Origin of the sequence: Providencia sp. wls1916, from assembly GCF_009706585.1 — a bacterium.
GTDB lineage: Bacteria > Pseudomonadota > Gammaproteobacteria > Enterobacterales > Enterobacteriaceae > Providencia > Providencia lanzhouensis.
Map to the genome: position 1 here is coordinate 13,159 of NZ_WLUL01000012.1, position 26,722 is coordinate 39,880.

A 26,722-nucleotide genomic window follows, 5' to 3' on the forward strand; every position below is an offset into this window, starting at 1 on the left:
GTATTAATACGAAGATAGAGGGAGAAAAGTGGCGGAAGATCACAGGAGTCGAACCTGCCCGGGACTGCTGGCAGCCCCAACTGGATTTGAAATCCAGCCGCCTCACCGGAGACGACGATCTTCCTCTATTTGGTAGGTGTTCGATTATAAACTGAATTATTTATTTTCCAAGGTATTGTGAGAACAACCATTCAAATTATTGATGCACGCCAATAATGCCACGCCATTCTCAAAAACTGATAACAAAAAGCACAAATGTGATATTGAGGTTTATACAATTGCCCCCATATACTTATTCATGTCTACATACGGCGCGCTGATTTCACAAATAGTCACCCCGCCAACACTTTCATTGTCAGCACAGTAAGCCTTGGCTCCCGAGCGCAAGCCTGCATTCAAGGATGTTTTTTTATGACAAACTCATTATTAGCCGATTCCGCATTACCCCGTTTTGAACATATTGAACCTGCACATATTTTCCCGGCAGTTGAACATGTTTTAGGCGAATATCGCCAAACCGTTGAAAATATTCTGGCAGCCAACAGCCACTATACTTGGGACAACCTGTGCCAACCATTAGAAGAAGCGAGCGATAAACTCTCCCGCGTTTGGTCCCCAGTAAGCCATCTGCATTCTGTTAAAAATAGCCCTGAGCTACGTGAAGCTTATGAGCAATGCCTCCCATTACTGTCCGAATTCAGTACATGGATGGGACAACATGAGCCACTGTATCAAGCTTATAAATCCCTCAAAGAAGACGCTGGATTTAATCAATTAAGCCAAGCTCAACGTAAATCTATCGAAAATACCCTGCGTGATTTTGAACTGTCCGGTATTGGTTTACCTGCTGAAAAACAGCAACGTTATGGTGAAATCGTCGCACGTTTATCGGAGATCGCCTCTAAGTTTGGTAATAACGTCCTAGATTCCACAATGGGTTGGTCAAAACTCATTAAAGATGAAAGCGAGCTGGCAGGCATGCCAGAAAGCGCCATCGCCGCAGCAAAAGCCATGGCGGAATCTAAAGGTGAAGAAGGTTATTTACTGACTTTAGATATGCCAAGCTACCTGCCTGTCATGACCTACGCCGATAATGCAGAGCTACGCCGCGAAATGAGCTATGCCTATAGCACTCGCGCCTCCGACCAAGGTCCTAACGCAGGTAAATGGGATAACAGCGAACTTATCGATGAGTTAATGGCGTTACGCCATGAGCTGGCTCAACTGCTTGGTTTTAAAAACTTTGCCGAAAAATCCCTCGCCACCAAAATGGCAGAATCCCCTGAGCAAGTTTTAGGTTTCCTGAATGATTTAGCAAACCGCGCTCATCAGCAAGGTAAAGAAGAACTCGCGGAACTGACCGCATTCGCGAAAGAAAATTATGGTGTTGAAACCCTCGAATCTTGGGATTTAGCCTATTACAGCGAAAAACAAAAACAGCATAAATTCTCACTTAATGATGAGCAATTGCGCCCTTATTTCCCAGAGCAGCGCGTGTTAAATGGGCTGTTTGAAGTCGTTCACCGTATTTATGGTTTAACGGCTAAAGAGCGCCAGGATGTTGAAACTTGGCACAATGATGTCCGTTTCTTCGAACTGTATGATGATACCAATACCCTACGCGGTAGCTTCTATCTCGATTTATATGCTCGCGAGCACAAACGCGGCGGTGCATGGATGGATGATTGCGTGGGTCGTATGGTGCATAAAGATGGTTCACTGCAAAATCCTGTGGCTTATTTAACTTGTAACTTTAATAAGCCGCTAGGGGATAAGCCTGCTTTATTTACCCACGATGAAGTCATCACCCTGTTCCACGAATTTGGTCATGGTCTACACCATATGCTGACCCAGATTGATGTTGCCGATGTGGCGGGTATCAATGGGGTTCCATGGGATGCCGTTGAATTACCAAGCCAATTTATGGAGAACTGGTGCTGGGAACCTGAAGCCCTTGAGTTTATCTCTGGTCACTATGAAACTGGCGAACCTTTGCCAGCCGATATGCTACAAAGCATGTTAGCCGCGAAAAACTACCAGTCGGCGATGTTTGTACTGCGCCAGCTTGAATTTGGTCTGTTTGATTTCACCTTACACGCGGAATATGACCCAGCAAAAGGCGCGCAAGTGATGCCAACGCTGTATGCCATCAAAGAAAAAGTTGCCGTGGTACCATCACCAAAATGGGGGCGTTTCCCGCACGCATTTAGCCACATTTTTGCCGGCGGCTACGCAGCGGGTTATTACAGCTATTTATGGGCGGATGTGTTGGCTGCTGATGCGTTCTCTCGCTTCTCTGAAGAAGGCATTTTTAATCGCCAAACTGGTCAATCCTTCCTCGATAATATTTTAAGTCGCGGGGGTTCTGAAGCGCCTATGGTACTGTTCGAGCGTTTCCGAGGTCGTAAACCAGAATTAGATGCGATGTTGAAGAGCTACGGTATTCATGGCTGAAAATATTGCTATCCAATTAATCTGTGAAGAGGGTGCCGATATTGGCACTCTCAATCAACTTGCTGAAAAATGGCAACTCACACATACACCTGACGCCTTGATGGCATTGGTGTTAACCCCCGAAAACCTGCAATTACGCAAAATGGATGAACCAAAATTAGGCGGCATCTTTGTGGATTTTGTCTCAGGCGCGATGGCGCATCGCCGTAAATTTGGTGGTGGACGCGGTGAGGCGGTTGCTAAAGCGGTGGGGATCAAAAAAGAGTATCTGCCCGATGTAATTGATGCGACAGCCGGTTTAGGGCGCGATGCTTTTGTACTGGCGGCTTTGGGCTGTAAAGTACGGATGTTAGAGCGTCATCCAGTGGTAGCTGCACTGCTTGATGATGGTTTACAACGTGGTTATCAAGACCCTGAAATCGGGGAATGGCTACAATCACGAATGTCACTGATCCACGCATCGAGCATTACCGCATTAGCCGAAATTACTGAAGCGCCGGACGTAATTTACCTCGACCCGATGTACCCACATCGGCAAAAAAGTGCATTAGTGAAGAAAGAGATGCGGGTGTTTCAGTCATTGGTCGGGGCTGATGATGATGCAGATTCTTTACTGGCACCAGCCATTGCGCTGGCAAAACGCCGTGTTGTGGTTAAGCGACCTGATTACGCCGAACCGCTTGCGGGGCAAAAAGCACCTTCAGCAGTCACAACCAAAAGCCATCGATTCGATATCTATCCCTGTATTAAACACAGCGATTAAAACGTAACGGCGAAGGGCGTTTGTACGGTTTATCACAGCGACAAACTTGTACGACCGCCCTTTCGCTTACGTTTTGAGTTAAACCTTACACAACGCCTTGTGCAAACATAGCGTCAGCGACTTTAACAAAGCCAGCAATGTTCGCGCCTTGGACGTAGTTGGTTTGTTTGGCTTCGCCACCGAATTCAACACAGTGGTGGTGAATGTCCAACATAATGTGGTGTAAACGCGTATCCACTTTTTCTGCTTTCCAGCTTAAGCGTGCTGCGTTCTGCGCCATTTCCAGACCTGAAGTTGCAACACCGCCAGCGTTAGCTGCTTTACCTGGAGCAAATAGAACACCTGCTTCAAGGAATAGCTCAGTTGCAGGAATAGTGGTTGGCATGTTTGCGCCTTCCGCGACAGCTTTAACGCCATTTTGGATCAGCACTTTAGCCGCATCTACATCCAGTTCGTTCTGTGTTGCACATGGCAGTGCGATATCCACTGGAACGCCCCAAGGTTGTTTACCCGCTAAGTAAGTTAAACCAAACTCTTTCGCGTATTCTTCAACACGACCGTAGTTGTTTTTAATAGCTTCTAAGCGTGCAAGTTTTTCAGGGGTGAAACCGGCTTCATCCACGACAGTACCGCTAGAGTCGGATGCAGTAACGACTTTTGCACCTAATTCCATACATTTTTCAATGGTGTATTGAGCAACGTTACCCGAACCTGAAACAGCCACTCGCATGCCTTCAAAACCTAAACCGTGGCGTTTGAGCATCGCGTCAGTGAAGTAAACAAGACCGTAACCGGTTGCTTCTGGACGAATTAAGCTACCACCAAATGACAGACCTTTACCGGTGAAAACGCAAGAGGTGTCATTAGACAGTTTTTTCATCATCCCAGTCATAAAGCCAACTTCACGACCGCCCACACCGATATCACCAGCAGGAACGTCAGTATCAGCCCCTAAGTGGCGATAAAGTTCTGTCATTAATGCTTGGCAGAAACGCATCACTTCACCATGGCTTTTTCCTTTAGGATCAAAGTCAGAACCGCCTTTTGCTCCGCCCATTGGTAGGGTTGTGAGTGCATTTTTAAGGGTTTGTTCGAAGCCTAAGAATTTCAGGATGGATAAGTTAACGGATGGGTGGAAACGCATGCCGCCTTTGAATGGACCAATCGCAGAGCTGAATTGAACACGCCATGCGCGGTTAACTTGCACCTTTCCTTGATCGTCCATCCAACATACGCGGAACTGGATCACTCTTTCTGGCTCAACGAAGCGTTCGAGAAGTGCTTGATCGCGATATTTTGAATTTTGTTCAATGAAAGGCCAAAGAGAAGTGAATACTTCACGCACTGCTTGTAGGAATTCAGGCTGTGAAGGATCTCTTTTTTGGACAGACTCCAAGAATGAAGATAGTGTTTGAGCCATCTTTGTCTTCCTTTTTCAATGTGGATATTGTTGTGAGGTGCCTCACTATTTCTTATCTTTTTTTTTAGGAAATGTGAGGTCGATTTGTGTTTGCCTATTGAATATATCATTAGTTTATATTCTCAATTCAAGGTTTTTTTTTACTCATTTGAAAAAAAAATTGCTTGACCTGCCAATCACTCCCTTCAGACGATTATTTTGCCGCAAAAAAAACGCCTGCATAAGCAGGCGTTTTCAGTGAATAATATTTCAATTTATCGATGAAGAATTATTCTTCTTCGTCATTCAGTGGAACAATCAGCATATCCACATGAACAGTATTGATTAGCTGGCGAGCCGAAGACATCAGCTTGCTCCAGAAATCTTGGTGATGTCCGCAAACAACTAAGTCCATGTCGTATTTTTTGATAGCATCCACTAACACCTGACCTAAGTCACCGCTACCGCTAAGGGTTTCTTGGATGTCATAACCCGCACCTGCGGAAAGGTCTCTTAGTGAATTACGAGTTTCGTCAGTGATGCGTTGTTGCATATCACCTAAATTCACATCGATAAGGCCGGTGTACAGATCCGAGTAATTAACATCAACATGGATCATAGAGACTTTGGCTCCGTACGGTTTCGCCATAGAAACTGCTTTATCCAGTAAAACTTTACTTTCAGGTGATAAATCAACCGCGACAAGAATATGTTTATAAGCCATAAGTAAACTCCTTCCAAATGCTGATTTAACTGGTGGTTAACGACGTTCACCAATATCTTATGAATATACTATACCTGCTAATCGCGATAACTAAGTGTCGTTTTGATCACATCTAGCAGATTAATTTTTAAGGATTAAAAGACAGAACATTTGATAAAACAATAACATCATTCATTCAATATTAATATATATCAGTTCAAAATTCGAATTACCGCAATGCCAGTAAGTGTAATCAACAATCTGTAAATTAACAGTTTATGACTCCCACTTTTTTGAAGTCAAAATTTGAACCATCTGCACTTTTTTTAAGCAATGAATTGTGTTTAAGTAACGACATGCCCTACAATGAAAATAAATGATGTTAGTGCAATATTTTGGCGGTATTTCCTTTAGTGACAACGGGGCAATTTAGGTTCGTTCTAAGGAGGGGATTATGTTCAGTGTAATTGCATTATTTTGGGCACTCTGCATTTTGTGCATCTTAAATATGATGCGCTATTTTTCTTCTATTCGCGTTTTATTATCTATTCTGAGGGATTCGGATCCTCTACTTTATCAATCCGTTGATGGTAATGGCTTTTTCACGACTCACGGTCAGCTTAACAAGCAATTGCGCCTTGTCCGTTATATCAATACCAAACAGTACCTTGAGCACTACGATCCTGATGTAATATTCCGTTGTGAACGTATTCGCAAGCAGTTTATGTTGATCAGCCGATTAAGCATTTTAGTCGTTGTGAGTTTGGTCTATATGGTGATAGCCAATTAACCTCGCGTTTGTTATTCCCTTTATTCAAGGCAAAAAAATAGTGATGACCGGAAACCGATCATCACTATTTTAGAATGCTTATGCTTAGAGTGTGCAGGAAGCCCTAACTGGGCTCCCTACCGCTGATTAGATAATCTTCAGCGCAATCCAGTACAGTACACCGGACAGAATGATGGAAACAGGAAGCGTCAGTAACCATGCAAGCGCAATGCTCTTAATAGTTTTACTCTGAACACCACCACCATCAACTACCATCGTACCCGCTACCGCAGAAGAGAGAACTTGGGTTGTTGAAACAGGCATACCTGTATAACTTGCCACACCGATAGATACCGCCGCAGTGACCTGAGCCGATACGCCTTGTGCGTAAGTCATACCTTTCTTACCGATTTTCTCACCGATAGTCACCGCAACACGCTGCCAACCGAACATGGTACCCAATGCCAGTGCTAACGCAACGGCAACGATAATCCATAACGGTGCATACTCAACAGTATACAGCAGGTCATTACTCAGCTTTTTCAGTAAGCTCGCATCTTTTGCGCTAGTTTCTGGTAACTTCGCCACAGCATTCGCAGTATCGGAGATACACATTAACAGGCGACGAGTTTGGTTGCGCTGGTCAGGTGTTAACTCATCATAGCTCTGAATGCCGCTGAGCATCTTCTGAGCTTGATTTAAGATAATTGGCGTACGCGAACTGTCACAATGGAACTCGCCTTCTTCTGGCTTGTTCTCCGCCATCATAGGCGTATTTTCAATTGCGTGGTTTAAGGCTGGTTTATGTGTTTCATAGTATTGTTGCAGATGAACCACCGCATCATGTGTTCTCGCGATATCATAACCGTTTGAATTCATGTTAACGACGAAGCCTGCTGGTGCAACACCAATTAACACCAGCATAATCAGACCGATACCTTTTTGCCCATCATTCGCGCCGTGAGAGAAGCTCACGCCGACAGCAGACAGGATCAATGCAGTACGCGTCCAAAATGGTGGTTTGCGTTTACCATCTTTCTTCTCACGCTCAGCTGGCGTTAAGTGAATACGGCGACGTTTTTTCGTTCCGCTCCAATAACGGCGCAACATGAAAATCATCAGCCCTGCAATCACAAAACCGATAGCCGGAGAAAGAATTAAGGACATGAAAATACTGATCATTTTAGGAATATTCAGCGCATCAACCACCGATGTATCAGTCACTATCGCATTGGTTAAACCAACACCGATAATGGCACCGATCAGCGTGTGAGAACTTGATGCTGGAATACCTAAATACCAGGTTCCAAGGTTCCAGATGATAGCAGCCAGTAGCAATGAAAAGACCATTGCAAGGCCGTGAGCAGAGCTCACGTTAAGGAGAAGGTCTGTTGGTAAAAGATGAACAATGGCATATGCCACGCTCAGCCCTCCCAGCAAGACACCGAAAAAGTTAAATACCCCGGCCATGACAACCGCGAACTGAGCGCGCATTGCTCGGGTGTAAATCACCGTTGCGACCGCGTTAGCAGTATCATGGAATCCGTTAATCGCCTCATAGAACAGCACAAATAACAGTGCTAGAACTAACAATAGACCTGTGTAAAATTCTAAACCTGTAAAAAGATGTAGCATAGACGTTAAGCCATTATTGGTTGGACATGAACGCGGCGCATTATCAGTGACAAACGCTAGCGGTGGAAGCGAAATCTGACCTTTTTTTGATTTAAATACCAATCAAAAAATCATCAAATACAAACTATCCCTTTAATATCATCCAGTTACCACAATTAAAGTTATTCTGAATTTTTGAAACTTTTTTTATGATAATTTGTGAAAATCTGGGGGAAATAGTCTTTTTTCGCGATTTTTCCTAATTATAATACGTCTACCATACTTTTCATTAATTCTTCGATGATCCGCTGCATTACAACCTACGTTAAATCGCGTAAAATAGCGGCATAAATATTCGTAATTACGATAAAAATCAAATATATATAGAGAACCCTGATTGTGAGAAATATTGACGTTATTATTTTAGGTGCAGGCGCGGCCGGATTATTTTGCGCTTCACTCGCGGGTAAGCGCGGTTTAAATACCCTTGTACTGGATAACGGTAAAAAATTAGGGCGTAAAATTTTGATGTCCGGCGGTGGACGCTGTAATTTCACCAATATGTACGCCGATCACAATAACTATCTCTCGACTAACCCTCATTTTTGTAAGTCAGCACTTGCTCGCTATACACAATGGGATTTTATTGAGCTTGTTGGCAAATATCAGATTCCTTATCACGAAAAGACCCTAGGACAGCTATTTTGCGATAATAGTGCGCAAGATATCGTCGATATGCTGAAAAGTGAGTGTGATCAGCCCAATGTCACTATCAAGCTACGCAGTGAAGTCACCCAAGTCGACAAAACGGATGACGGCTATGTTGTCACGGTGAACGGAGATCAAGTAAGTACTCGCTTACTGGTGGTTGCAACTGGCGGACTTTCAATGCCAGGCTTAGGAGCAACTCCGTTTGGTTATCGACTTGCCGAGCAATTTGGGCACAGCATCATCCCTACCCGTGCTGCACTCGTTCCTTTTACCTTACACAAACCTCTACTTGAAGCACTGCAAGCCCTTTCTGGGGTTTCCGTGGCGGCAACCGTTACATCCGCCAGCGGTGTGCTATTTAAAGAAAATATCCTGTTCACTCACAGGGGACTATCAGGTCCGGCAATTTTACAAATTTCGAATTACTGGCAACCCGGCGAGTATGTGAGTATTAACTTACTTCCAGAGATTTCATTGGGGGAATTTCTGACCAATGAGAAACAACAGCGCCCTAATCAATCGCTCAAAAATACCTTAGCGACACTGTTACCTAAACGCTTAATTGAGGTCTTACAACAACTTGGACAGATTCCAGATTGCCCACTCAAACAACTCACCCACGCACAGATTGATGCTCTTGATGACTTGTTGCATAACTGGCAAGTACAACCTAACGGCACAGAAGGTTATCGTACTGCGGAAGTGACTCTTGGTGGCGTTGATACCCATGAAATTTCATCCAAAACCATGGAATCGCTCAAGTCTCCCGGACTTTATTTTATTGGCGAAGTGATGGATGTGACGGGTTGGTTAGGGGGATACAATTTCCAATGGGCGTGGAGTTCCGCTTCTGCTTGTGCGGAAAACTTGCTCCATCAAGCTTAATCGCGCACGCTTTTATGAAATTATTTAATCCATTGAAAAATAATGGATATTATTTAATTTCAACCAAATCAGGCAGTTGAGCATTGAGTTTAAATAAATCTAAAATTGGTTAAAAATAACCCTTTACAAACGATAGTGATAACTATTATCATTATCACATCTTCCGCAGGCGACTTAACTTAGTCAGTCTCTTGTAGGAGGTACGACATTGCTCACATTGCTTCCAGTGTTTACTTTAGCCAGCATATGCTGGCTATTTTTTTATCTGTACCTTGCCATTTCATACCGAAAATCATCTTGGTGATATCCTAGAATCTTATTCAAATTTTTTGGATCCTATGGTTAATGTCGCCTACTTTTCTCTTTCTACAATTTGGCTAAACTGCCATCAACAAGTTAAGCAAGAGCCCAATGAAAATTGGATATCCGCTTTTAAGGAGATGACTCAATGATCTATTTACGCCAAGCAAATGAACGTGGACACGCAAACCACGGTTGGCTGGACAGCTGGCACACTTTCTCGTTCGCTAACTATTACGATGAAAAATTTATGGGTTTCTCAGCGTTAAGAGTCATCAATGAAGACTACATCGCTGCGGGACAAGGGTTTGGTACTCACCCTCATAAAGACATGGAAATATTGACCTACGTGCTGGATGGTGCCGTTGAGCACAAAGACAGCATGGGCAATATGGAACAGATCCCTGCGGGTGAATTCCAAATCATGAGCGCGGGAACGGGTGTTCGTCACTCTGAATACAACCCAAGTAATGAAAAAGAGCTGCGTTTATACCAAATCTGGATCATTCCAGATAAAAATGGCATCGAGCCACGTTACGAGCAAAAACGCTTTGATTTGACAAGTGGTAAGCAATTGGTGTTATCACCAGATGCACGCGATGGCTCGCTAAAAGTTAACCAAGACATGACCTTATGGCGCTGGGCATTACCAGCTAATGAGCAAAGCACTTACGACATCGCAGAAAAACGTGTTGTTTGGATCCAAGTCGTTAAAGGCAACATTGAAGTTAATGGGCAGAAAGCAACGACTAGCGATGGTTTAGCCATTTGGCAAGAAAATCAGCTAACGATTAAAGCTGATGAAGAGAGTGAAATTTTAGTTTTTGACTTGCCTGCTGCGGAATAATTTTTCAGGTAAGTAAACGCTAACACCAATGGGAAAGGCTCTACACGATGATGTTATCTTCAATCGTTGTAGAGCCTTCTTTTATCTGTACTACCCGAAATTACAGTTTAGGACCGGCTTTAACCAGTGCTGCACCTGCAGGGGTATCAGTGTACTTATCGAAATTCTTCACGAAGCGCTCCGCTAAGTCTTTAGATTTTTCATCCCACTGAGATTTATCAGCGTAAGTATTACGTGGGTCAAGGATATTGGTATCCACACCCGGTAATGCTGTTGGGACTTCTAAATCAAACACTGGCAGCTTGATGGTATCCGCTTTTTCGATATCGCCACTTAAGATTGCATCGATGATTGCACGCGTATCTTTAATAGAGATACGTTTGCCTGTACCGTTCCAACCAGTATTGACTAAGTATGCTTTCGCGCCTGCGGCTCCCATACGCTTCACTAACACTTCCGCGTATTGAGTTGGGTGCAGAGATAAGAATGCTGCGCCGAAACATGCAGAGAATGTTGGAGTTGGTTCAGTCACACCACGTTCTGTACCGGCTAACTTCGCCGTGAAACCAGACAGGAAGTGGTACTGAGTTTGTTCTGGCGTTAAGCGAGAAACTGGTGGTAACACACCGAATGCATCTGCCGTCAGGAAGATAACTTTTGTCGCATGACCCGCTTTAGAAACTGGTTTTACGATGTTTTCGATGTGATAGATAGGGTAAGAAACACGCGTGTTCTCAGTTTTAGAGCCGTCATTGAAATCAACTGAACCGTCAGCCAATACCATAACGTTTTCTAATAACGCATCACGTTTGATAGCGCCATAGATGTCTGGCTCAGCTTCTTTAGACAGGTTGATAGTCTTCGCGTAGCAACCGCCTTCGAAGTTGAATACACCGTCATCATCCCAACCATGCTCATCATCACCAATTAACTTACGTTTTGGATCTGTAGACAATGTGGTTTTACCTGTACCAGACAGGCCGAAGAAAATTGCAACGTCGCCTTTTTCACCAACGTTTGCAGAGCAGTGCATTGATGCGATGCCTTTTAATGGCAGCAGGTAGTTCATCATAGAGAACATACCTTTCTTCATTTCGCCGCCGTACCAAGAACCGCCGATTAACTGCATACGCTCAGTTAAGTTGAAAGCAACAAAGTTTTCTGAGTTCAGACCTTGCTCTTTCCAATTCGGGTTAGTGCATTTTGCACCGTTCATCACGATAAAGTCTGGTTCAAAACCAACTAACTCTTCATCAGATGGACGAATAAACATGTTTTTCACGAAGTGAGCTTGCCATGCAACCTCAGTGATAAAACGGACTTTCAGACGAGTATCTGCGTTCGCACCACAGAATGCATCCACAACAAACAAACGTTTGCCTGATAGCTGCTCAGTCACTAAGTGTTTCAGGCTGCTCCAAACCTCTTGGCTCATTGGTTTGTTATCGTTTTTACCTTTACCTTGGTCAGCCCACCAAACGGTATCACGGGTTACATCATCGCGAACGATATATTTATCTTTTGGGGAACGTCCTGTAAAAATACCGGTATCAACAGCAACAGCACCTAACGTAGTGACGGTACCGCGTTCATAACCTTCAAGACCTGGCTTGGTTTCTTCCTGAAATAACAGCTCATAACTTGGGTTATAAACAACTTCAGCGACGTCATGAATGCCGTACTTTTCGAGATCCTTCAGGGTAATGCTTTTAGCGCTCATTATATTGCTCCTGGTAAACATAGCTATTCTGCCGACGATCATAAATCTTTACGACTAATTAACAGCGATAGTTATCAAAGAATTGAAAATGTATAATTTTTTTTAATTCATAATGAGACTTAGAGCACGTTATAATCCTTTAAAATTATAAAAAAAGGGTGCAAAATTGCACCCTCGTCACATAATTAGGTTGCTAAATCGTATCAGTGAAGTTGCTGATTTCGCTCATTATTTAACCCGATGATATCGGATTCAATAAATACATAGTGTGAGCCACAATATTCACACTCCATATCAATTTTCCCATCTTTGTGCAAAATATCCATAACATCTTCATGGGTTAATGTCGCTAAAGACGCTTCACAACGTTCACGTGAACAAGTGCAACGGAACTCAACAGATTGTGGGTCATACAGCGTGACATCTTCTTCATGATATAGACGATGAAGTACCTCTTTCACGTCTAATTCGCTGAGCTCTTTGCCTTTGATAGTCGCAGTCAGTTGCACTAAGTGATCAAAAAACTCGTGGCTAGTCTCTCCTGCAGCTGGTAAAACTTGCAGCAACATCCCGCCAGCAATCGCTTTGCCATCTTGTTCACTAACACGGATAAACAGGCGGGTTGGTAACTGTTCAGATTGGCGGAAATAGGCATCAATACTCTCTTCAATGCTGTTGCCTTCAATCGCCACAATCCCTTGATAACGCTCACCTTGTTTTGGTGTAATTGTGATGACAATGAACCCGTTACCAATCATTTGCTGCAACGTACTTCCCGCGACAACAGGACCCTCAACACGGGCAACACCGCGCATTTGTTGTAGGTTATTACCGTTAATCACGGCTAACTTCACAGGGCCATCACCTTGGATTTGAACGGTAATGTCACCATCAAATTTTAAAGTTGCAGTCAGTAAGCTGGTCGCAACCAGCAGTTCTCCCAGCAGCATTTTGACGGCTTCTGGGTAATCATGATTTTCTAGAATATGATGAAAAGTCTCATCGACAGTAATCATTTCTCCACGTACCGCATGCTGTTCGAACAGGAAACGGTGGAGTTGGTCTTGTTTAGCCATAATTTCTCTCTATTACTCAGGCAGTCTATTAAGACGATTCATGGGAATTCGTGTGTTTAAATTTTAGCAGAGTCCGACGCTCTTTTTTATCGGGACGTCTGTCAGGATGTGGCATCGTGAGTGCATTCATCTTACGTGCCATCGCCATCTTTTCACGTTGTTCAAGGCTTTCTACGGTTTCACGGTAGAGTAACTGAGCTTCTGGTGCGCCTTTACGTTGATTGCTGATCTCGAGCACTTCGATAATCCGCTCATCATTTCCTTGACGCACTTTTATCATCGCACCCAATTCAACAATTTTGCCCGGCTTACTTCTTTGCCCATTGTAATGGACTTTTCCGCCATCAATCATCTCACGAGCAATGGAACGTGTTTTATAAAAACGTGCAACCCATAGCCATTTATCAAGGCGAACTTGTTCAGCGGATGATGGCTTTGTTGAAGATTGATTTGTCGATAACGGCTTCATGGTGCCTCCTCACACTTAGTTTGAATGCCAAACCAAAATGAGGCTCCATGGTCAGGGAAGGATAATACTATCTAGACTCGGAAGGATTATCTGCCTCATAGCATTTATCGTAATATTCAGTGATTTTACGCAAACGCCGTTTGTTATTCAAAACTCGAATAATAATTAATGTTCCATTTATCAAGGTACAAATGATTAAGAAGAAAACCAACATTGAACGGCAGACATATTCTGATAACACATCTTCATCCAAGCGTTCATGAACCACCACTTGCAATGTGCCATTGGCATCTGTCGAAATGTTCGTGATAACCCCTTCAACATCAAATGGGGTATTAATCAGAATGCTAGATAAGCGCTTTAACTCATACCATCGCTGAACTTGGTTCATTTCGCTCAGTGAACTTACTGGCATTATATCTACCAGCGGGCGGTTTTCATCGCTGATCAACAATACCCCACCTGGTGGTGGGCTATTGAGTTTACGAACTTCCTTCTCAAGTTCTTTCTTGATGAAATCATATGTGGTGTCTTCAACGAGGTTTTCCAAGGCATCAGCACTTCCTGCACGTAATAAAACATGCGCACCACTTAATTTTCCTGAAGACGCTTTATTTACCAATCCCGGCCAATCATCCACACTTCCACCCAAGTTAGACAATGCGCTTTTGAGTTTAATGCAATGATCTTGTTGATCACACAACGCGTTGGTTTTTAATACGATTTCTGAAAAATCGAAAATAATATTCATTCCCGATTTCATGATTTCACGCTGCAATCTTGGGTTAATTCCCGGGGCATCTTTATCTGGATGTAATTGATTTTTTACGCTATTCAATAAATCTATGGCTCGATTCACAATCTCAGATTGCGGCTCAGTAATCAGGTTAATATTATTCCAATACACACCCGAACAATCAAAAGGCACAAACAACGCTTGATTGGCATCATTCAAATTAGGAGGACGATAACACATCCCCATTCCCTTCGCTGATAATGTATCTCCAACTCTAATTTTACGCGCTGTTAAATCTGAAGGGTCAACAACACTGACTTTTTTCGCACCTTCAATCCACGCAAAACCTAATTTTACTGGCAAACTAATCGATTGATAAGAAAACACCATCGCCAAAACGAGCAATGCACTGAAAAACATCAGCACATTCTTTTTAAATCGTTTATAGGGGTAATAGCGTTCCTCTTCATGAACTGAGAGATATCGACCATACCGTAGCACTTCTCCCGTCGAATAGAGGTCAATATTCGTAGGATGGTTTAGCTCATATTTTAGGTAAGGGAGCCAATAGGTGGGGTAGTGCAAATCTACACCCCCTATCGAAATGGTGGATGAGTATTTTTTATCTAACTCTCCGTACAATTCCCAGCGTTTGGCTTGCCCATAAATACATTGCACATCTTGATAGGGTCTAGGAAAAAGACGTAAACGGAATAATAAAAACATTCCGAGGATAAAAACCACCGCAGCTAATGTCAGCCCCCATCCTTGAAAAATGGGAATAGAAACAATCGTCAGATAGCCGATAAAAAAACTGAGGCTCACCACAATCGCCCCTAACCACCCGGAAGAATTATGGAGTCGATGCTCCTCTTTACTTTCCTTACGCATCTTCAGCAATTGAATGGTGTTCGGTTCACCTTCATGGATATCAGCCTCAGGTTGAGTCCTAGGCTCCTCTGAAAGGACTTCCCATTCATAGCTAAATTCCTTCAATGAGTGACCATTGAGAGCCACAATTAAAGGCAGATGATCCGTTTCTACAATTTCCATGGCATTTTGTCGTTGTAAGAACGGTTCTAGTTGAGAAGGTAACTGAACTTCAATCGTATCAATAAAATAACGCCAACCCTGCCCTTGCTCTTGACGCAAATTAAATCGCGTAATGGCATTACAGATGGTAGCAACAGTCGCATTTTTTCGTATTTGCCATGCAGCTTGGGAAGGCGAATGAAGGTTTTTAGATGCACTGTGATTAAGATACTGGGTGATAGTCTGGAAATCAGACTCAATCATTTTTTTAAACGCGGGTGTTGCTAGAGAGGGTATTTGATAGACACTAGAACGCCGTCCCCGCCGGAAGAACAGAACGGAAACCATTATAATTAGGCTAGCTATTATCAGAGCCAGTATAATGACGGTGTTTAGCATTTTTTTCTCAACAGAATTGTCTACTTAAAAAGCATAGCAACGTAATGCTATTCACTATATAAGCCAATTCCTATTCTCTTTCAGTTTTTGTTTTATTTTACAATATGTTGTAAATAAAATGTTTTACTTATTAATCAGTGCGATTTTCATAAGTAGATTATACTAACAGCATTTTCTCCACCCTATAATCTCTATCATTTTTTTTTGATATGCGTCATAGTTAAAGACAATGTATGCTTGCCCTCATGGATCCCATTCACCTGATTCGGAAATCGTTATGACAGAGTTAAAAAAACCAAAAATCCTGAATATTCAAGATGTTGCTAAATCTAAACTATTCAGTATCCAATCTGTTGACCTCGAATTTAGTAATGGCGAAAAACGTGTTTATGAAAGAATGCGCCCCGCAAAGCGTGAAGCAGTTCTTATCGTCCCCATCATTGATGATCACCTGATTTTGATCCGTGAATACGCCGTGGGTATCGAAAACTATGAGCTAGGCTTCCCTAAAGGAGCCGTAGACCCAGGAGAAGCCCCTCTTGAGGCAGCTCAGCGCGAACTCAAAGAAGAAATCGGTTATGGGGCTCGCCAAATTACCCCTTTGGCAAAACTCACCATGTCCCCATCTTACTTTTCCAGCAAGATGAACATACTTATAGCTAACGACCTATTTAGCGAAAAACTTGAGGGGGATGAGCCAGAACCGCTCCAACAAGTCAAATGGCCGATTGCACGTATGATGGAGCTCCTCGACCACCCTGACTTCAATGAAGCCCGCAATATTAGCGCGTTGTTTTATGTGGAACGTTACTTAAAAAATAACGCGAAATAACGCCACTCGATATTCAATCTATCCAATACCCTAAATAAGTACACCCCATGCCAAACGGCGATGGGGTGCAGTTTATTTACACTCAAAACAGCTCATTAGAATAGCTCTTGGCTGGCTCCATTTTCCGTTGAAATGGTCGTTCCAACCTCTTGTACCGCGCGCTCTTTCGGCTCAGTTCCTTCGATAAAGTATTCACTACGAGAAGGTCCACCGGATGAGAGTTTACCTGTACGGGTATCGATAGAGACTGAAATAATTCCTTTTGGTGGTTGCATAGTTTTCACCGGAACGCCGTCAAGGGCGGCTTTCATAAAGTCATCCCAAATCGGCTGAGCACTCTTCGCACCTGCTTCACCACCGCTTATTCCGGTACGACCTAATGTGCGCTTGTTATCATCAAAGCCAATCCATGCTGAGGCAACAATATCAGGACCATAACCGGAGAACCACGCATCTTTCGAGCTATTCGTGGTTCCTGTTTTCCCGCCAATGTCACGACGACCGCCCAGATCACGCCCCGCACGCCAACCGGTACCTGACCAACCTGGCTCACCATAAATATTTGTCACCATCGCATCGCGAATTAAGAACGCCAGCGGTGTGCTAATAACATGCGGGGCATATTGGTCTTCAGGGCTCTGCTGTTCTGCGGTCGTAGACAGTGCCATCGTTGGCTCTTGCTCCACCACATTATTATTCGATTGAGTCACTTCCTCTGTTGCGTCTTCGCCTTCAGAATCACTCAGCGCAATCGTACGCGCCGTATCCCCATAAATGACCGGAATATTTGTACACTCAGGACACGCAATTTTTGGTTTCGCTTCGAAAATTACTTCATCGCTGTGATTCTCAATCTTCAAGATATAGTAAGGATCAACAAGGTATCCCCCGTTCACCATCACGGCGTAACCACGCACCATTTGCATTGGGGTAAATGATGGAGCACCCAGCGCCAACGCTTCTGTACGGTTAATATTCTCTTTCGGGAAACCAAAACGCGTTAAATAATCTGCGGCATAATCCACACCCATGGCGCGCATCGCACGCACCATCACCACGTTTTTCGACTGACCTAAACCTTGACGTAAACGGATAGGACCATCATAGCGCGGTGGTGAGTTCTTCGGACGCCAGTCTGAACCAGCTCCCGCATCCCAACGGCTAATCGGCACATCATTGAGTAATGACGATAACGTTAAGCCTTTATCCATCGCAGCCGTATACAAGAATGGCTTAATGTTTGAGCCCACTTGGCGCAATGATTGCGTCACGCGGTTAAATTCACTCATATTAAAATCAAAACCACCCACAAGGGCTATCACCGCCCCATCATTCGGATTCAATGCAACAAATGCTGCGTTCACATCAGGGACTTGTGCTAACCACCAGCTATCTTTAACCTGACGAACCCAAATTTGCTCACCAGGCTGCACAACTTTATTCACGGCAGATGGCGTACCACCTTGCTGAGTATCTGAAATAAATTTACGCGCCCAGCGCACACCCGCCATCGTAATTTGGATGTCCGATCCATCCGCCAGCATGACTTTTGCATCGCTGCTGCTCGCAGACGTGACAACGGCTGGAACCAATGAACCATAGTTTGGTAATTTTTTCAGTTTCTCAACGATTTGTTCTTTATCCCATGCGGCTTGGCTACCGCTCCATAACACTTCTGCAGGACCGCGATAACCATGGCGAATATCGTAATCTATCAAATTATTACGTACGGCTTCGGTCGCCGCTAACTGGTCTTTACGCACAACCGTGGTGTACACCTTATAACCATCGGTATAGGCATCTTCACCGTATTTTTCATACATCGTTTGGCGTGCCATTTCTGCTAAATAAGGCGCAGAAAAATCCACTTTTGGTGCGTGATAAGAAGCGACAATTTTTTCACTTTTCGCTTGCTCGTACTGATCTTGCGTGATGTATTTTTCTTCTAACATCCGCATTAATACGACGTTACGGCGGTTAACCGCACGGTCATAAGAGTAAAGCGGGTTGAATGTTGATGGCGCTTTCGGTAAGCCGGCAATCATTGCCATTTCACTTAGCGTTAACTCATTGACTGTTTTACCAAAATAAACATAAGCGGCTGCACCCACACCATAAGCACGGTTACCTAAATAAATTTTATTCAGGTACAGCTCCATAATTTCATCTTTGGTAAATAATTGTTCGATACGAATCGCCAAAAATGCCTCTTTTGCTTTACGCATCAAGGTTTTTTCTGGGCTTAAATAGAAGTTTCTCGCCAGCTGCTGAGTAATGGTACTCGCCCCTTGCGATGCATGACCCGATGAAGCCATCACAGTCACAGCACGGAAAATACCAATTGGATCAATACCATGGTGCTCATAGAAGCGGCTATCTTCTGTTGCAATAAAGGCATGCACTAACATTGGAGGAATGTCAGTTAATGGCAATGGAATACGGCGCTTTTCACCATATTGGGCGATCAGTTCATTATCTGCACTGAATACCTGCATTGGCGTTTGCAGACGAATGTCTTTCATTGTTGCGACATCAGGCAGCTCACCTTCGACATATTTGTACATGCCATAAATCGAGGCGCTTCCCAAAAAAATGCAACAGAAAATCAGAATTAAAAAATATTTTACGAACTTCACCGAAGAATTCCCATATGCAACTGACAGGCGGGTTTAGATATCACTGCTGCATAGTATAAAGCTTATACAGCACAATAGAAAACGTAATTTAATTGTTAATGATAAGGATATTATGTATGTATTCACCAAAATGGCACATCGGGATTGAGCTATCTCAGCACCACATTCAGTTAGTTGCTGCAAAAAAACATCGCAAACTCTGGTCGTTATGTGAATGTTGGCAACAAGCGCTACCTTTTGACAGCGCATCACATACCCTTGATGAACACCGCGTAATTTTACGCAATATTTTGCGACAATGGCGTCAGAAATTACCTAAAAACTGCTCTGTTTCTATCGCATTACCCTCACTAAGGTCTCTCCAAAAACAGGTCCCACTTCCCAACCAAATGAGCTTGCAGCAACCCGAGCTAAGCTGGTATTTACAAGCGCAAGTTGACCAACTTTTTCCCATGCAAGCCCAAGAGCTTGCTGTAGATTATCGGATCATTGGGCAACAAGTTTACTTCAATGCCGCACGCCAATCTGATATTACCTTCTGGCAAGATTTATTACTGGAGAGCGGCTATCACCTGCTGGCTGTAGATATTGCCCCCATCGCGCTGCGTTACCTTGCTCGGCATGCTCAGCTGCCTAACGAATGTTGGCTTGTTTACTATCGCCAAAACGAATGGTTTTGGTCAGGGCCTATCAGCCAACCTGCAAGTTATAGTCATATTCAAAACGATAATCCGAATCAAGATAATCAACCAGTGCACATTAACCAGATTCAATCCTTATTAACTGACGATCCTGAAGCCTTAAAATTACCGATTTACTACATTAGTGACCACGATATTCAAGGCATAGAGTATCGATGGGATTTACTGCAAGCTTTTCATCAATACCCCATCAAATTACCCCGTCAATTGGGGGACTTTGTGATTGCCGCGGGGCTGGCTCTGCGTCATGGGGATCTTTAATATGTATCAGGTTAACTTCCTACCTTGGCGAACCGATAAGCTCACTCGCCAGCGACGCTATTTTTTAATGGTGACGTGGGGCAGCTGTATTTCCGTCATCATTATCTTTGGTTATTTAATCAGTTTGCTTCTAGAGGATATATCGCAAGCCCACTTATACCTTGCTACTCAGCAGCAACATCAACAGCACATTGAACAACTAAAAACACAATTACAAGCGCAGCAACAACAGCTAGAAAAATTCACGTTTCAGCAAAATCAGCGTCAATCCTATGCGCAACATAACCATGCCTTACTCAACCTATTAAGGTCGCTATCCAATCTCACGCCACCTAAAAGCTGGCTATCCACCTTTCAGCTACGTGAAGGTCGTTTAGAAATCAAAGCGCTCAGTTATCGCTTTCAAGATCTGAATTTGCTGTTAACTCAATTTAGCCAAACACCTCAGGTCGATAACGTGCAACTGCGCACGTTACGGCGGGTTGCTACCGTTAATCAATTGTACCTAACAGCCGATTATCGAGGTGTCATTGATGAATAACCACTTTGCCGCTTTTTGGTACCGACCCCTTTGGCAGCAATATCTAACAATACCATTGATTTTGGTGGTGAGCATTGCCGCTGGCTATACCTTCATTTGGCAAGACAAGCGAAATCAATGGGCAGATTTACAACAAAACAGCTCTATCTTGCACCTACAAAACCAAGCCAGTAGTCAATTTTTCGCCCAAAATCCGACTCGCGTTTGGCTAGAACAGGAACTTGCTTCATTCCCTTCTAATGAGGAAATCACCTTAGATCCTCATTTCTTTATTCTTCACTTACAGCAGCTTATTGCGAATAACAATATTGTCTTAAATCAGCTTCAGCCATCGGATCCGTTGAATTCTCATTACCAACTTGAGATCCAAGGGAAATTTAAGGATCTCCTCGAATTTATGCAATCACTCACCCATACGCTCCCTCAGCAATATTGGCAATTTTCTGATGTCATTTTGACTACCAAAAACCAGCAACTGACCGCCAATTTATCGCTCTTATTTATCAAGGATGAACAACCTAATGAGTAAAACTAATTTTTTTGTCCCCTTATTAATGTTAATGCTATGCAGCTCCTTCTTCGTGTATGCCGAAACACCCCGAGACCCTTTTGAACCCATACTCCCAACAGAAGAAGATACTCAGCTCTTAGACACCATCGTTCCACCTAAAGTACCGGAGATAATTCTCACCGAAAAAATTTTTCCATTAGTCTCTATCGACGCTCAAGCTGTTCATCAACAGATCACGGAGCCTGACATGCGCCTACTATCCGATAAAGGCATAGCCCACTTTGATGCCACCACCAACAGTTTGATCATTACGGACACCAAAGAACGCTTGGCATTAATTGAAACATGGCTTGCCCAAAAAGATATTCCCCAGCAGCAAGTACAAATCACAGCCCACATCATCAGCAGTTCACGCACCGCTTTACAAGCGCTAGGTTTAGAGTGGGGAATGCTAGGTGAGTCAGCAACTGATGGGCACCATAGCCGCTATAACCGTTACAGCAGCCAATCAGGACAGATGGCATTAAATGTATTACGGCTCGGAGAAGGCCTACTTGAAATGAAGCTTAACGCCCTAGAAAAAGAAAATTTATTGTCAATTATTGCGAGCCCACGTTTGGTTGCATCCCATAAACAGCCCGCCAGCATCCAACAAGGCAGCGAAATTCCCTATGTCACCACCTCTGATAAAAAAAGCCACGTTCAGTTTAAAGATGCGGTATTAGGTATGGAAGTTACGCCAACCATTGCTCGGGATGACAGAGTCGAAATGGTATTAAAAATCAGCCATAACTCCCCAGATACCGCTCTCACCGTCAATCCAAACCAACATCTCGCCATCAACAAACAAGAAATTGCGACGTCAGTGACTATCAAAAATAATAACACCCTAATATTGGGTGGCATTTTTCAACAGAAGCAAGAAAAAACGGATTCAGGTATCCCATTTTTTTCACAAATCCCACTATTAGGAAGTTTATTTATCAATAAGACGCAACACGTTGATAAGCGTATTTTACTGGTATTTATTACACCAAAACTTATTAAGATTTAGCGTAAAAAATAACGCCTATACATTCAATTAGTTGAATGTTTAATTCCTCAAAGTACCGTGAAATTATTACTTTTTGTGCCATAAACATACCGGATAAATTTGACGCTGAGGTCGTTTTAGCATACAAGGTTATCCATTGAGTGTTCTAACTATCGGTAGATGAAAGAACAAACTATCAGCCGCTTATAAAATAGCTACAGAAATTTTGCTTTATAATTAACAGGTTCCATTCATTTAGTGGAATAAACAACCTGTTAATAAGCTCGCTAAACAGTGCATTATGTAATGTAGACGGCTCAAATATATAGAAACCCGCAACGAAGAATATGGCACTTTGTTTTCTAAGTGCCATATTTATATAGTTGCAATTCAGGTTGATGTATTGAGATAATTTTCTTATCTGATCTCACATCATCACTTATGAGGTTTCAGTTTAGGTCCCGCCGCTAATTTGATTGGCGGGGCGGGTGATCATTAACGAATAATCGTAGTAATACCAAAAAACATGGCAGAGAAACGCAATATCTTTCTGGTTGGACCAATGGGAGCCGGAAAAAGCACTATTGGTCGTCAGTTAGCTCAACAGCTTAATATGGAGTTCTTTGACTCCGATCACGAGATTGAAAAACGCACTGGCGCAGATGTAGGTTGGGTATTCGACCTAGAAGGTGAAGAAGGCTTTCGCGATCGCGAAGAGAAAGTCATCAATGAACTCACTGAAAAGCAAGGCATTGTCTTAGCGACAGGTGGTGGCTCTGTTAAATCCAAAGAGACGCGTAACCGCTTGTCCGCTCGTGGGGTTGTCGTGTATCTCGAAACCACCATTGAGAAGCAATTATCCCGCACACAACGCGATAAAAAACGTCCTCTTTTACAAGTGGATGAGCCCGCTCGCGAAGTTTTAGAAAAATTAGCCGATGAACGCAATCCTATGTATGAAGAGATAGCGGATATAACAATTCATACTGATGAGCAAAGCGCAAAAGTTGTTGCCAATCAAATCATTGAAATGTTAGAAAAAAACTAATTTTTATACATCAGAAGTCATGAATTCAAGGTAAAGCAAGATGGAAAAAGTCACTGTTACTCTGGATGAACGCAGTTATCCAATCAATATTGCACCTGGTTTGTACCAAGGCAAGGATGCATTTTGGCCACTAACTGCGGGTCAGCGAGCAATGATAGTGACTAACGAAACTCTCGCTCCACTTTACCTACATAAGATCCAAGCCGTTCTTGAAGCCTCAGGTGTCAAAGTCGATTCTATCGTCTTACCTGATGGCGAACAGTATAAATCTTTATTTATCATGAATGATGTTTTTACGGCATTACTCGAAAAGCACCATAACCGTGACACGACCCTCATCGCCCTTGGTGGGGGAGTAATCGGTGACTTAACTGGATTTGCAGCAGCTAGCTATCAACGTGGCGTACGCTTTATTCAGGTTCCAACTACATTACTCTCCCAAGTGGACTCTTCGGTTGGTGGAAAAACCGCCGTTAACCACCCATTGGGGAAAAATATGATTGGGGCATTTTATCAACCGGCCTCCGTCGTGATTGACCTCGATTGCTTAAAGACCTTACCTAAGCGCGAACTCTCTTCTGGTCTGGCTGAAGTCATTAAATACGGCATCATTCTTGATGGTGAATTTTTTAGCTGGTTGGAAAAAAATATCGATGCCTTAATGGCATTAGATAACCAAGCCATGGCGTACTGTATTCGCCGTTGTTGCGAGCTGAAAGCACAAGTGGTCGCCGCCGATGAAAAAGAAACCAGCGGGCTACGTGCACTATTAAATTTAGGGCATACCTTTGGTCATGCTATCGAAGCCGAAATGGGCTACGGTGTATGGCTCCATGGAGAAGCTGTTGCTACTGGTATGGTCATGGCTGCTAAAACCGCTGAGCTGATTGGCCAATTTACCCCAGAACAAACAGAACGCATCATCGCCCTTTTAAAACGCGCCGAGCTACCTGTTACTGGTCCTGCAAAAATGCAACCTGATGACTATTTACCTCACATGATGCGAGATAAAAAAGTCATGGGAGGCAAATTGCATCTTATCCTTCCAACCACTATCGGTAGTTCAGAAATGCGTTCCGATGTGGATGCCTCAACAGTAATTGCCGCTATTTCGGCTTGTATGCCATAAATTATTACTGAACTAAGTAAAAATCATTAATTGGCTCCTGAATATTTTCAGGGGTTTTAAAATGTTACTGGCAGATATCAACTAAAGCCGTTAAATTATACGCACGCCTAGCACCTATAACGAGTAACGAAGTAAGGTGGTCGCAATCTCATTGAAATTGGAATGAAATTGCTAAACAATCTATTCTTTAAAAGTGAGCAGAAGCAATTGCTTAGTCGTGAACAGGTCGTAATGATAAGAGACATTTCATCTCTACACAGGCGAACTAATTTCGGGAGAGGAAAATGGACGAATTTAAACCAGACAATCAGCCTCAAGTACAGAATGATTTAAGGCCTGATACATCAGATAGACCAACCGGACGTGCGCGTCCTGCTGCGGCAGCTAAGCCAAAAATTGCGTTATCACGTCAACACATCATGATCGGTGTCGGCGTTTTAGTGCTGCTTCTGCTGATCATTGCAATCAGTTCCGCATTAAAAGCACCAACAGAACATGAGAAATTACAAAATGATAGCGCTAATCAGCGTAATATCGATTTATCAGGTTCTTCATCACTGACCAACTCAGATACTCAATCCACAACGCAACCGCAAACAAGCCAAGCGCAAGAGTTAAATGGTCAGCAAATTAACCCAATGCCAACTCAAGCAGACACTCAGACTCAACAAAATGGTCTTGGTGAACGTATTGAAATTCCAGGTGATGTTGCCGACGCTCTCAACCAAGGTCAAAACCTGCCGTCTGAAAGCACCACGACGCCACCACAAAATGTGACACCGTTGACACCACCACAAGTCAAACCTGTGGAAAAACAGCCAACAGTTAAACCTGTCACCCCAGAAAAAACACAACCAAAAGCGACTAAGCCTGTTGAACAAAAACAACCTGCTCAGCCAAAAACAACTACTAAGCCAGCAACTAGCACAAGCCAAAGTGGTAGTACCGTTGCAGCCCCCTCTGGAAGCTATACATTGCAATTAAGTAGCGCAAGTCGTTCAGATACACTGGAAGCTTTCGCAAAAGAGAATAAACTTGCTAACTATCAAGTGTATAAAACCATTCGTAATGGCCAAACTTGGTATGTATTGATCCACGGAAATTACAGCTCAGTGAGCGAAGCAAAAAATGCAATTGCAGCCTTACCTGCCGCAGTGCAAGCGAAAAAACCGTGGGTGCGTAATATGAAACAAGTTAAACAGGATCAAAAATAACAACGTTTTTCCCCGGGCGCATAATGTTGTCCTGAAAGAGCCGCCAAGTGGCGGCTCTTAAACGATTGTAATAATAAGACGGCATGAAAAAAAAACGCGCTTTTTTAAAATGGGCTGGGGGTAAATACCCGCTTGTGGACGAGATCAAAAAACATCTTCCACAAGGAGATTGCTTAATAGAACCTTTTGTTGGTGCAGGATCGGTATTTTTAAATACCAACTACGATTCGTACGTACTTGCAGATATTAACAGCGATCTTATCAACCTCTACAACACGGTTAAATATCGCTCTGATGCTTTTATCGAAGAAGCTCAGCAACTGTTCACACCTGAATTTAATACCTCTGAACAGTATTATTTAATGCGCCGAGCATTTAACCAATCAGATGACCCAGCTAAACGTAGCATTCTCTTTTTGTATCTTAACCGCCACTGTTATAACGGACTATGCCGCTATAATTTAAGTGGTGAATTCAATGTGCCTTTCGGGCGCTATAAAAAACCCTATTTTCCGAAAGACGAATTACTGTGGTTTGCTGAAAAAGCTCAGAAAGCGACCTTTGTGACGCAGTCTTACAGCAAAACATTACTCGATGCGCAGGATGGCTCAGTCATCTACTGCGATCCACCTTATGCACCGCTGTCTGATACCGCTAATTTTACGGCCTATCACACCAACGCCTTTAGTGCGCAAGAACAACAGAATCTGGCTTTTTTGGCACATAAGTTGTCATCTGAGCGCAAGATCCCAGTTCTTATCTCAAATCATGAGACCCCGGTGACTCGAGAGTGGTATTATCAAGCACAGTTACATATCGTAAAAGTGCGTCGCACCATTAGTAGAAATATTTTGAACCGTGCCAAAGTCAACGAGCTTTTGGCTTTATATGCGGGAGCGGGAGCATCTAAAAAATCATAGGTGCTGTCAGATAACGACG

Annotated in this window: 22 protein-coding genes and 1 tRNA gene; 14 read left to right on the forward strand and 9 right to left on the reverse strand. The window is 43.3% G+C overall.

Going from position 1 to position 26,722, the window contains the following annotated elements; all coding sequences use genetic code 11:
* Nucleotides 1-29: 29 nt before the first annotated feature.
* Nucleotides 30-124, reverse strand: a tRNA-Sec gene (locus GKR61_RS07940).
* 287 nt (nucleotides 125-411) lie between these two features.
* Between GKR61_RS07940 and prlC the strand changes: the two genes are divergently transcribed.
* Complete coding sequence (prlC, locus tag GKR61_RS07945) at nucleotides 412-2,454, forward strand: oligopeptidase A (protein WP_036950074.1); 2,043 nt, start codon at nucleotides 412-414, stop codon at nucleotides 2,452-2,454.
* On the forward strand, nucleotides 2,447-3,217 hold the full coding sequence (rsmJ, locus tag GKR61_RS07950; RefSeq protein WP_036950077.1) for a 16S rRNA (guanine(1516)-N(2))-methyltransferase RsmJ: 771 nt from the start codon (nucleotides 2,447-2,449) through the stop codon (nucleotides 3,215-3,217). The genes prlC and rsmJ overlap by 8 nt, the downstream gene beginning before the upstream one ends.
* Before the next feature lie 85 nt (nucleotides 3,218-3,302).
* Here the strand turns inward: rsmJ and gdhA are convergent, their stop codons facing one another.
* On the reverse strand, nucleotides 3,303-4,637 hold the full coding sequence (gene gdhA / locus GKR61_RS07955) for an NADP-specific glutamate dehydrogenase (protein WP_036950079.1): 1,335 nt from the start codon (nucleotides 4,635-4,637) through the stop codon (nucleotides 3,303-3,305).
* 268 nt (nucleotides 4,638-4,905) lie between these two features.
* The gene (gene uspA, locus GKR61_RS07960; protein ID WP_036950081.1) at nucleotides 4,906-5,340 is read right to left on the reverse strand and encodes a universal stress protein UspA; all 435 of its coding nucleotides are present in this window, start codon (nucleotides 5,338-5,340) and stop codon (nucleotides 4,906-4,908) included.
* Between the two features lie 433 nt (nucleotides 5,341-5,773).
* Here uspA and uspB point away from each other — a divergent pair, with 433 nt between their 5' ends.
* A complete protein-coding gene (uspB, locus tag GKR61_RS07965) occupies nucleotides 5,774-6,109 on the forward strand; it encodes a universal stress protein UspB (RefSeq protein ID WP_036950083.1) in 336 nt (111 codons plus the stop codon).
* Between the two features lie 126 nt (nucleotides 6,110-6,235).
* On the opposite strand, the gene pitA is transcribed toward uspB, so the two are convergent.
* Entirely contained in the window at nucleotides 6,236-7,723 is a 1,488-nt protein-coding gene (pitA, locus tag GKR61_RS07970) for an inorganic phosphate transporter PitA (RefSeq protein WP_036950148.1), read from the reverse strand.
* Between the two features lie 378 nt (nucleotides 7,724-8,101).
* Here pitA and GKR61_RS07975 point away from each other — a divergent pair, with 378 nt between their 5' ends.
* Both GKR61_RS07975 and GKR61_RS07980 read left to right on the forward strand, forming a co-directional pair.
* Entirely contained in the window at nucleotides 8,102-9,298 is a 1,197-nt protein-coding gene (locus GKR61_RS07975; protein ID WP_036950085.1) for an NAD(P)/FAD-dependent oxidoreductase, read from the forward strand.
* A gap of 448 nt (nucleotides 9,299-9,746) precedes the next feature.
* The gene (locus GKR61_RS07980) at nucleotides 9,747-10,445 is read left to right on the forward strand and encodes a pirin family protein (protein ID WP_154639714.1); all 699 of its coding nucleotides are present in this window, start codon (nucleotides 9,747-9,749) and stop codon (nucleotides 10,443-10,445) included.
* Nucleotides 10,446-10,545: 100 nt separating this feature from the next.
* Here GKR61_RS07980 and pckA read toward each other — a convergent pair whose 3' ends face one another.
* From pckA to GKR61_RS08000, 4 genes are all read right to left on the reverse strand, one after another.
* Entirely contained in the window at nucleotides 10,546-12,165 is a 1,620-nt protein-coding gene (gene pckA / locus GKR61_RS07985; protein WP_154639715.1) for a phosphoenolpyruvate carboxykinase (ATP), read from the reverse strand.
* Between the two features lie 203 nt (nucleotides 12,166-12,368).
* Nucleotides 12,369-13,241: an Hsp33 family molecular chaperone HslO gene (gene hslO, locus GKR61_RS07990; protein WP_036950091.1), complete on the reverse strand. Its 873-nt coding sequence runs from the start codon at nucleotides 13,239-13,241 to the stop codon at nucleotides 12,369-12,371.
* 28 nt (nucleotides 13,242-13,269) lie between these two features.
* Nucleotides 13,270-13,710: a ribosome-associated heat shock protein Hsp15 gene (gene hslR / locus GKR61_RS07995; protein WP_036950093.1), complete on the reverse strand. Its 441-nt coding sequence runs from the start codon at nucleotides 13,708-13,710 to the stop codon at nucleotides 13,270-13,272.
* A 67-nt stretch (nucleotides 13,711-13,777) separates the two neighbouring features.
* A complete protein-coding gene (locus GKR61_RS08000; protein ID WP_154599743.1) occupies nucleotides 13,778-15,877 on the reverse strand; it encodes an IgaA/UmoB family intracellular growth attenuator in 2,100 nt (699 codons plus the stop codon).
* A 277-nt stretch (nucleotides 15,878-16,154) separates the two neighbouring features.
* On the opposite strand from GKR61_RS08000, the gene nudE reads away from it, so the two are divergent.
* A complete protein-coding gene (nudE, locus tag GKR61_RS08005; protein WP_108479672.1) occupies nucleotides 16,155-16,709 on the forward strand; it encodes an ADP compounds hydrolase NudE in 555 nt (184 codons plus the stop codon).
* A 95-nt stretch (nucleotides 16,710-16,804) separates the two neighbouring features.
* Here nudE and mrcA read toward each other — a convergent pair whose 3' ends face one another.
* Nucleotides 16,805-19,345 carry a peptidoglycan glycosyltransferase/peptidoglycan DD-transpeptidase MrcA gene (mrcA, locus tag GKR61_RS08010; protein ID WP_036950099.1) on the reverse strand — a complete coding sequence of 847 codons (2,541 nt, stop codon included), beginning with the start codon at nucleotides 19,343-19,345 and terminating at the stop codon, nucleotides 16,805-16,807.
* 116 nt (nucleotides 19,346-19,461) lie between these two features.
* Here mrcA and pilM point away from each other — a divergent pair, with 116 nt between their 5' ends.
* The 8 genes from pilM to dam all read left to right on the forward strand — a co-directional run bounded on the left by pilM (nucleotide 19,462) and on the right by dam (nucleotide 26,703).
* On the forward strand, nucleotides 19,462-20,307 hold the full coding sequence (gene pilM, locus GKR61_RS08015; protein ID WP_154599745.1) for a pilus assembly protein PilM: 846 nt from the start codon (nucleotides 19,462-19,464) through the stop codon (nucleotides 20,305-20,307).
* 1 nt (nucleotide 20,308) lies between these two features.
* Nucleotides 20,309-20,848, forward strand: a complete 540-nt coding sequence (locus GKR61_RS08020; protein ID WP_080675619.1) for a PilN domain-containing protein — start codon at nucleotides 20,309-20,311, stop codon at nucleotides 20,846-20,848.
* The gene (locus GKR61_RS08025) at nucleotides 20,841-21,377 is read left to right on the forward strand and encodes a hypothetical protein (protein ID WP_154599746.1); all 537 of its coding nucleotides are present in this window, start codon (nucleotides 20,841-20,843) and stop codon (nucleotides 21,375-21,377) included. The genes GKR61_RS08020 and GKR61_RS08025 overlap by 8 nt, the downstream gene beginning before the upstream one ends.
* Nucleotides 21,370-22,413, forward strand: a complete 1,044-nt coding sequence (locus tag GKR61_RS08030) for a secretin N-terminal domain-containing protein (protein ID WP_154599747.1) — start codon at nucleotides 21,370-21,372, stop codon at nucleotides 22,411-22,413. Before GKR61_RS08025 ends, GKR61_RS08030 begins: the two co-directional genes overlap by 8 nt.
* A 505-nt stretch (nucleotides 22,414-22,918) precedes the next feature.
* Nucleotides 22,919-23,440, forward strand: a complete 522-nt coding sequence (aroK, locus tag GKR61_RS08035) for a shikimate kinase AroK (RefSeq protein ID WP_036950109.1) — start codon at nucleotides 22,919-22,921, stop codon at nucleotides 23,438-23,440.
* A gap of 40 nt (nucleotides 23,441-23,480) precedes the next feature.
* A complete protein-coding gene (gene aroB, locus GKR61_RS08040) occupies nucleotides 23,481-24,569 on the forward strand; it encodes a 3-dehydroquinate synthase (protein WP_036950111.1) in 1,089 nt (362 codons plus the stop codon).
* Between the two features lie 284 nt (nucleotides 24,570-24,853).
* The gene (locus tag GKR61_RS08045; protein WP_036950113.1) at nucleotides 24,854-25,783 is read left to right on the forward strand and encodes an SPOR domain-containing protein; all 930 of its coding nucleotides are present in this window, start codon (nucleotides 24,854-24,856) and stop codon (nucleotides 25,781-25,783) included.
* Nucleotides 25,784-25,866: 83 nt separating this feature from the next.
* Nucleotides 25,867-26,703, forward strand: a complete 837-nt coding sequence (gene dam, locus GKR61_RS08050; protein ID WP_108479678.1) for an adenine-specific DNA-methyltransferase — start codon at nucleotides 25,867-25,869, stop codon at nucleotides 26,701-26,703.
* Nucleotides 26,704-26,722 lie beyond the last annotated feature (19 nt).

Excerpts from the sequence above, each read along its gene's own strand:
- hslR (WP_036950093.1), bottom strand. The coding sequence starts at position 13,710 with ATGAAGCCGTTATCGACAAATCAATCTTCAACAAAGCCATCATCCGCT.
- aroB (WP_036950111.1), top strand. The coding sequence starts at position 23,481 with ATGGAAAAAGTCACTGTTACTCTGGATGAACGCAGTTATCCAATCAAT.
- pitA (WP_036950148.1), bottom strand. The coding sequence starts at position 7,723 with ATGCTACATCTTTTTACAGGTTTAGAATTTTACACAGGTCTATTGTTA.
- rsmJ (WP_036950077.1), top strand. The coding sequence starts at position 2,447 with ATGGCTGAAAATATTGCTATCCAATTAATCTGTGAAGAGGGTGCCGAT.
- hslO (WP_036950091.1), bottom strand. The coding sequence starts at position 13,241 with ATGGCTAAACAAGACCAACTCCACCGTTTCCTGTTCGAACAGCATGCG.
- GKR61_RS08030 (WP_154599747.1), top strand. The coding sequence starts at position 21,370 with ATGAGTAAAACTAATTTTTTTGTCCCCTTATTAATGTTAATGCTATGC.
- dam (WP_108479678.1), top strand. The coding sequence starts at position 25,867 with ATGAAAAAAAAACGCGCTTTTTTAAAATGGGCTGGGGGTAAATACCCG.
- GKR61_RS08000 (WP_154599743.1), bottom strand. The coding sequence starts at position 15,877 with ATGCTAAACACCGTCATTATACTGGCTCTGATAATAGCTAGCCTAATT.
- GKR61_RS08045 (WP_036950113.1), top strand. The coding sequence starts at position 24,854 with ATGGACGAATTTAAACCAGACAATCAGCCTCAAGTACAGAATGATTTA.
- prlC (WP_036950074.1), top strand. The coding sequence starts at position 412 with ATGACAAACTCATTATTAGCCGATTCCGCATTACCCCGTTTTGAACAT.
- uspA (WP_036950081.1), bottom strand. The coding sequence starts at position 5,340 with ATGGCTTATAAACATATTCTTGTCGCGGTTGATTTATCACCTGAAAGT.
- GKR61_RS08020 (WP_080675619.1), top strand. The coding sequence starts at position 20,309 with ATGTATCAGGTTAACTTCCTACCTTGGCGAACCGATAAGCTCACTCGC.
- nudE (WP_108479672.1), top strand. The coding sequence starts at position 16,155 with ATGACAGAGTTAAAAAAACCAAAAATCCTGAATATTCAAGATGTTGCT.
- aroK (WP_036950109.1), top strand. The coding sequence starts at position 22,919 with ATGGCAGAGAAACGCAATATCTTTCTGGTTGGACCAATGGGAGCCGGA.
- pckA (WP_154639715.1), bottom strand. The coding sequence starts at position 12,165 with ATGAGCGCTAAAAGCATTACCCTGAAGGATCTCGAAAAGTACGGCATT.
- GKR61_RS08025 (WP_154599746.1), top strand. The coding sequence starts at position 20,841 with ATGAATAACCACTTTGCCGCTTTTTGGTACCGACCCCTTTGGCAGCAA.
- gdhA (WP_036950079.1), bottom strand. The coding sequence starts at position 4,637 with ATGGCTCAAACACTATCTTCATTCTTGGAGTCTGTCCAAAAAAGAGAT.
- GKR61_RS07980 (WP_154639714.1), top strand. The coding sequence starts at position 9,747 with ATGATCTATTTACGCCAAGCAAATGAACGTGGACACGCAAACCACGGT.
- uspB (WP_036950083.1), top strand. The coding sequence starts at position 5,774 with ATGTTCAGTGTAATTGCATTATTTTGGGCACTCTGCATTTTGTGCATC.
- pilM (WP_154599745.1), top strand. The coding sequence starts at position 19,462 with ATGTATTCACCAAAATGGCACATCGGGATTGAGCTATCTCAGCACCAC.